Origin of the sequence: Mucilaginibacter sp. 3215, assembly GCF_050433785.1 — a bacterium.
Lineage (GTDB): Bacteria > Bacteroidota > Bacteroidia > Sphingobacteriales > Sphingobacteriaceae > Mucilaginibacter.
In genome coordinates, this window is record NZ_JBNPWO010000028.1 from 57,273 (window position 1) to 63,876 (window position 6,604).

Here is a 6,604-nt window from a genome sequence, read left to right on the forward strand (position 1 = left end):
TATGAAACAAATTATCATCTCGCTTGCGTTCTTTTTATCGTCCGCATTGTCAATAAAAGCCCAGTCTAAATTAAATATTTACGGAGGAAAAAAACACGATCAGTTTTTAGGATGTGTCACGTGTACAAAAGATGATCCTAATTCCATCTGGAACACCCTGGGGAGATATGGATCCACCCACGAGACTAACTCAATATGGAACCCGAATGGCGTGTACGGAAGTACTAAGAGTGATTATTCCCCTTTCAATAAAAAAGCGAAATGTCCGCCGATTATACTTGACGAAAATGGTAAGTCTAAAGGATATATGACCGTAAATAGAAAGAATCCGAAACGGTCATGGGAACCGTTTGTAAATGCGGTGAGCGAAGAACGGCAGCAAATAGTTAAGGATATACCTAAATATTATAACGACAATTTTCACGACTTTCGTAATTGAACGACAATTTCAGTATATAAATAGCATGAAAAACCTGAAAATAGTCGTACTCTTAATTATCATTATTGCTTGCACTGCAAAAGCTCAAAGCAAGCTAAATATTTATGGAGGCAAAAATCACGATCAATTTTTAGGCTGCATGAACTATGACAATGAACAGCCGCATTCAATTTGAAGCCCATTCACCGATTATGGTTCTACCTCAGCTACCGCAAGCAACCTAACAGAAGTAAGGGCTATCTTTATGATTCTGAAAAGGATGTTCACAGGAGTAATTCTATAGGTACAAAGTAGATACAATAAAACTCTTATGAGGAAATTAGCGCTAATACTTTTCTTAACTGTCATAAGTTCCATTGCAGCAAATGCTCAAGGCCTAACGAAAATTTATGGAGGTAAACACTACGACCAGTTCCTGGGCTGCTTTGATTGCGATAGTCAAACGCCAAAGTCTATATGGAGTTTCTTTTCCGATTATGGTTCTGCTCATAGTCCAAAGTCAATTTGGAACGAACGAGGCAGGTACGGTTCTGTGACCAGTAATTATTCACCCTATAATCCCAAGGCAAAATATCCGCCGCGCGTTGTCGACGGCAGCGGGAAGCTTTTGGGATACTTAACCGTTAACAAAGACAATCCTAACCGGTTGCAAGGGTCAATTGCAGATCTGATATGCTTTAGCAGGGCAATGGTGCTAAAAGATGGTGTTGAAACTTATGGGGAAATCTTCGAGAAGGTAAGATAGCCCCTGCTACCGCAAACCAAATTCAATACTCAGCACATTCACCACAAGGCACAGCCTTGCGGTAGCGAAAGAAGCATCCAACAAAAAAGGCTAATCATTTCTGATCAGCCTTTTCACATAATTACCCGTTTAACTTATTATTTTTAACATTCATTTTCATTTGTACTGTGCGCAACAAAAAAACCGCATAATGCACTTGCGCTTAATGCCAATAATAACGTAATCATAGTGTTTAATTTTAGGTGAATAATTAATTAATACTATAATTAGTACGTATAAAACTGGCTATGGTTTTATTAAATAGTCGTTTTTTGATACCGAGGAGGCACTTTTACAATTATTATTTCTTTCAGGTTAAAAAATTAGGATATTATTAGCAATAAGCCCCAACACGCAACAAAATCAAAATAACTTTACCATTATTTGTGCAGTAAAATACAGCGTATTCGGCGCTTTATATAAATCTTTCGCGTTTGCTGCCGTGTTATGCATGTTATCAAGCTCATCGCTTTTTGCAAAAAGTCCTGAATTTTACCTTTGTTGGCTTTTAAAACGCTGCCAAGCATATCCCACGTGGCCTAGCCTTAATTTAATCTCCTCCTGTTGTGCATTATCTTGTTACAAAACCGTTCTTTAAAACATATTATCTTTGCGATACCGGTTTAACCATTACGCCAAAAACATTGTTAAAGGCCAAAGCATGATACACGGAAAAAACAGTAAACCCATACGTTCATCACTAAGTTTGATGATGATGGTGATTTTCCTGGTGCTTGGCTACTGCCCGGTAAGGAATACTTTGTGTTCGCTCGCCAGCCATTCGTCTCAAAATAAAGAACAAAAGGCCCCGCGCGATATCAAAGCTATTGTTGATGACGTATGTAACGCATATAATAGCGGCGATAAAACTATACCATACCAGGAAGTTGTATCAAAAACAACAATCCCCTTGCTCCTGGCAATTGTTGTAGCAGCCGTATTTTTTGGGGGCATAGCCCTGTTAAAAAAGCTTGTTGTTTTATACCCCAACCCCGCTGCCCGGGGTTTAAATTCCATTCCGCTTTATTTGGCAAACAGGTCGTTATTGATCTGAACCTTTCCCGCCCATTTTATGCTTCTCGCCATGCAACAATTAAGTTGTGCGTTTAATTTAAGCATTGTCCACTAACGCCTTACGGCTCTTTGTATTCAATTTTTTAATGATCACCGGCTTTTCTGTTATTGATGTTGCTATCTGCAGCGGCATCTGTATACACGGCCTAAATGATCATTGCATATCAATTTTTTTTAAAATCATGATCAAACATATTTTTTCAATAACCGGTAAAAATTACCGGCAACCCGCTCCCCTGTTTCTGCGGCTGACTATCGGCTTCGGCTTTATGGCACATGGCTGGGCAAAATTAATTAAAGGTCCCGAAGCCTTCGGAAACCTGCTGGCCCAGATACATGTCCCTTTCCCGCATGCTATGGCATGGATGTCAACCTTAACAGAACTGGTTGGCGGCCTGGCCATGTTTGCCGGGTTTATGGTAAGCTTAACCGCCTTGCCACTTATCGGCATTATGCTTGTAGCCATGTTCGGTATTCAAATTCATTATGGTTTCAGTTCGGTAAAAACCATTGGTTTAACTCCCAATGGACCAATTTTCGGTCCGCCGGGATATGAGATCAATTTATTGTTTATCGCCGGGCTTATCACACTGCTTATTTCGGGTGGTGGTATATTCTCTGTCGATTCCATCCTGTCATCGAAACGAAGCCCAACTAAGTCGTAATAAAAAATAATAACAACCTATTGATCATTAAGCCTCCCGGCAAATGATCAATAGGTTTAATACACATTGATATGTACACTGTTTTTCTTTACATTTTTATCATAAGTTTTATTGCTACACTGGTGCGGTCGACCTTTGGTTTTGGCGAATCGCTGGTTGCTGTACCGCTGCTAAGCATATTTATCCCTCTTGGCGTTGCCGTTCCGCTTTCGGTACTCATTTCTGTTTTGATTGCTCTGGTGGTGGTGATACAGGATCATAGCAGCATCCAGTTTAACAGCGCAAAATGGCTTATCATTTTTGCTATACCGGGTATCCCCATTGGCTTACTGATTTTGATTTACGGTAACGAGTTTTGGGTAAAAACAGGGCTGGGTGCCCTCATCATCCTTTACTCATTATATGCCATATTTGGCAAAAACAGCTTTCAGCTTAAGTATGATAGTAAATTCTGGTTGTTTATCTGCGGATTTCTCTCGGGCGTTTTAGGAGGCGCTTACGGGGTTAACGGGCCACCGCTGGTTGTTTATGGTAACATGCGTAAATGGAGCGCTAAAAATTTCAGGGCCACACTGCAGGGGTACTTTTTACCGGCAAGCTTAATTGGTGTAGCAGGCTATATTTTTAAAGGGCTAATTACCAGGGAAGTATTGAAATATTTTATCATGTCGCTACCGGCTGTTTTCCCCGCTATTTTTTTAGGACGATATCTTAATCACAAGCTAAATAGCGCTTCATTTTTCAGGTATGTATATTGGGGCTTACTGCTTATCGGGCTATTTTTAATTGTATTTTGCCTGTTCAACATAAAAACCTGATGTACAAGCCATCAACAAAAACCCTATCTTTAAAATGGTTAAATTCACCTGAACTTATCTGCCTATATGGAACCTATTGCACAAGCTCAAACTATCGACCAGATTATTGAACAGTTAGAAGCCATTATTGCCGATGCAATAAAAACCGATAGCCGCGCCGGATATTTTGCGGCCCTATATCATAAAGTTACCTGAAAGGTAAGGGAAGGCATCCAAAACGGTGAGTTTGAAAACCCTGCCCGTATGGAACAACTGGACGTGATCTTTGCCAACAGGTACATCACGGCCTATCGCAGCTGGCAACAAAAGCAGCCTTGCTCCAACTGCTGGCAACTGGCGTTCGGCATCTTTAGTAAATCGTCAAAGCTGGTATTACAGCATCTGCTCATCGGCATGAATGCGCATATCAACCTCGATTTGGGTGTTGCCATTGTTGAAGTAGCCAACAAGCTCAACCAGCCGCTAACCGAAGTTCATAATGATTTTAATTCCATCAATACTATACTATCGGCGCTTACCTACGAGGTGATCAGCGAGTTGAACCAGATCTCGCCGCTGCTGTCATTAGCCGGCCTGCATGCGCAAAATAATTCTATCCTCATCCAGTTTGCCCTTAGCAACGCCCGTGATGGTGCCTGGTGCTTTGCCGAAGACCTGTTTACCCGTACCGGGGATGCTTATCCTAAGCAGATAGCCAGCAGGGATAATGACATCAACAAGTTGGGTTTAGGCATTGTTAACCCTGTTGGGATGCTGCGTATTACCGTATGGATCATTCACCTGTTTGAAAAACGTGATCCATCCAAAATAACTGAGATTTTGAGCACTTATAAAAAGACTTATTTAAAGGTGAATCCAACGGCTGCAACCTGATAAGCGCTATTCATGATTACCCTTACCTGGATATGGTCAGTGTCAAAAAGCTCCGGCCTGCATAACATAATTTATTATGTGCCTCACCATTCTCTCCATTCGCTGGCTATTCCTTCGCCGCCGCCAAAATCCTTAGGGTTAAGGCCACAGGCAATAGTAATTTGATCTACCAGTGCACAAAGATCTTCACGCTCCCCGGTTTCAATCAGGCTACTGTCTTCCGCATTTATATTATTTAATAACAATACTGCCCTTTTAAAAACTTCCACTTTGTCAGTACTTGGCGATTGCTCTCCAAGCTTTGTTAAATCGCTGATCAAACGATCAAAAACAGCCTTAAATCTACCGCAATTCTCCTCAGTGTACTGTTCAAATCCCTGATCAAATGCTTCGCGCCACCGCGCAAACGGATAACCTGCTTTGCAGCTTTGTAATTTTTTTCCGTAAGTAATATTGGCTAAACTTTTTGGGGCACTGGTTACATGGCCCGTAGCTGTTTTGATTTTAACTCCAGTTGTATTTGAACTGCAATTGCATAATAGCGGGATTATAGTTAGCAAAGCGAAGACTTTTATTGTTTGTGCAGGCAATTTGAAAGATTTTAGGTAATACATAATTAGGGAAATATAAGCTATTATGCAAACCCGTAATAAATAGTTAAGCCAATTAATGGCTATTTTATGAACGATGTGCAGATAAACGGGCCAACTTTCCGACTCATCAAAATTCATTATCTTTGCCGCTCAACCGGTGATAATCACAACAATCCGTGAAATCATCAAAAGGAAAGCAAAGTGGAACAGCAAACAATAACAACCTGGGAAAAAGGCTACAACAACTACGGGCCATGGCTTAAGGAAAAATACAAAGGCCATCGCGTGTTTAAAGTAATTGTTGATGGTGGTTTTACCTGCCCCAACCGCGATGGCTCAAAAGGCTACGGCGGTTGCACTTATTGTAATGTTGATTCCTTTACGCCTTCTGTCAGCCGCAACGCCCCTACTGTAAGGCAGCAGGTTGAGGAAGGTATGGAACGCGCGCGTAAAGGCAATAAGGCCGATAAGTTTATTATTTACTTTCAGCCCAATACCAATACCTACGCCCCGGCGCATTATTTGAAAATGCTGTACGATGAAGCCCTAAGCTACGGTACCGAAGATATTGTAGGCCTCTCGGTAGGTACCCGGCCCGATTGTATTGACGCCGAAAAGATTGCCCTGTTGGAAAGCTATACCGATCGTTTTGATGTTGATTTGGAAATGGGTATGGAAAGCATCTATAACGAAACCCTGAACCAAATCAACCGCGGCTGCAGCCATGAAGAACTGGTGAAAGCCCTGAGCCTGGTGGAAAACTCAAAACTGGATATTTGCGTACATACTATTTTCGGTTTCCCCTGGGAAACTAAAGAAATGATGCTGAAATATGCCGACGAGATCAACCGTTTTAAACAGATCAAGTTTGTAAAATTCCATCACCTGCATATTGTTGAAGGCTCGGTAATGGGCGTAAAATACAAACGCGACCCCTTCCACCTGTTTGGCATTGATGAATATGCCGATTTTCTGTGCGAGCTGTTACCACTTATTCGCCCTGATATCGTGATCCAGCGCCTCTTCGGCCTCAGCGACCGCGAACTGCTCATCGCCCCCAACTGGGGATTGAAAAAATCAGAGATTCAGTATTACATTGATCAGAAAATTTTAAGCAGAGGTGTGGTGCAGGGAAGCCGTCTGAACCTTGATTTATAGGATTTGCCGGATTACTCTGCCGTTGTTGATGTTGTCACCAACAACATTTACCCTCGGCTATCAATGGTAAAGCAATTAAGAATATGGTGTATTGAACAAATAGAAGTTGTTGGTGACAACACCATATCCGTTAACCTAAGGGATTGAATATGTCGTAAACAATCTCAAAGGCTGCTTTTTTCCGTTTCTTAGGTTCAATG

At 41.5% G+C, this 6,604-nt stretch carries 7 protein-coding genes and 1 pseudogene; 7 read left to right on the forward strand and 1 reads right to left on the reverse strand.

Annotated elements, in window-relative coordinates; translation table 11 throughout:
- Position 1: 1 nt before the first annotated feature.
- The 6 genes and pseudogenes from ABIC84_RS26510 to ABIC84_RS26535 all read left to right on the forward strand — a co-directional run bounded on the left by ABIC84_RS26510 (position 2) and on the right by ABIC84_RS26535 (position 4,653).
- Positions 2 to 439: a hypothetical protein gene (locus tag ABIC84_RS26510; protein ID WP_426581522.1), complete on the forward strand. Its 438-nt coding sequence runs from the start codon at positions 2 to 4 to the stop codon at positions 437 to 439.
- Positions 440 to 749: 310 nt separating this feature from the next.
- Complete coding sequence (locus ABIC84_RS26515; protein ID WP_426581524.1) at positions 750 to 1,184, forward strand: hypothetical protein; 435 nt, start codon at positions 750 to 752, stop codon at positions 1,182 to 1,184.
- A gap of 700 nt (positions 1,185 to 1,884) precedes the next feature.
- Positions 1,885 to 2,277 (forward strand): hypothetical protein, encoded by a 393-nt coding sequence (locus ABIC84_RS26520; RefSeq protein WP_429265517.1) that lies wholly within the window; start codon positions 1,885 to 1,887, stop codon positions 2,275 to 2,277.
- Positions 2,278 to 2,479: 202 nt separating this feature from the next.
- Positions 2,480 to 2,962, forward strand: coding sequence for a DoxX family protein (locus ABIC84_RS26525; protein ID WP_426581528.1), 483 nt, complete (start codon positions 2,480 to 2,482; stop codon positions 2,960 to 2,962).
- Between the two features lie 71 nt (positions 2,963 to 3,033).
- Positions 3,034 to 3,780 (forward strand): sulfite exporter TauE/SafE family protein, encoded by a 747-nt coding sequence (locus ABIC84_RS26530; RefSeq protein WP_426581530.1) that lies wholly within the window; start codon positions 3,034 to 3,036, stop codon positions 3,778 to 3,780.
- 66 nt (positions 3,781 to 3,846) lie between these two features.
- Positions 3,847 to 4,653 (forward strand): annotated as a pseudogene (locus tag ABIC84_RS26535) (DUF5995 family protein).
- A gap of 83 nt (positions 4,654 to 4,736) precedes the next feature.
- On the opposite strand, the gene ABIC84_RS26540 reads toward ABIC84_RS26535, so the two are convergent.
- Positions 4,737 to 5,243 carry a hypothetical protein gene (locus ABIC84_RS26540; RefSeq protein WP_429265518.1) on the reverse strand — a complete coding sequence of 169 codons (507 nt, stop codon included), beginning with the start codon at positions 5,241 to 5,243 and terminating at the stop codon, positions 4,737 to 4,739.
- Positions 5,244 to 5,447: 204 nt separating this feature from the next.
- Between ABIC84_RS26540 and ABIC84_RS26545 the strand changes: the two genes are divergently transcribed.
- Positions 5,448 to 6,404, forward strand: a complete 957-nt coding sequence (locus ABIC84_RS26545; protein WP_426581536.1) for a TIGR01212 family radical SAM protein — start codon at positions 5,448 to 5,450, stop codon at positions 6,402 to 6,404.
- The last annotated feature ends 200 nt before the right edge of the window (positions 6,405 to 6,604 follow it).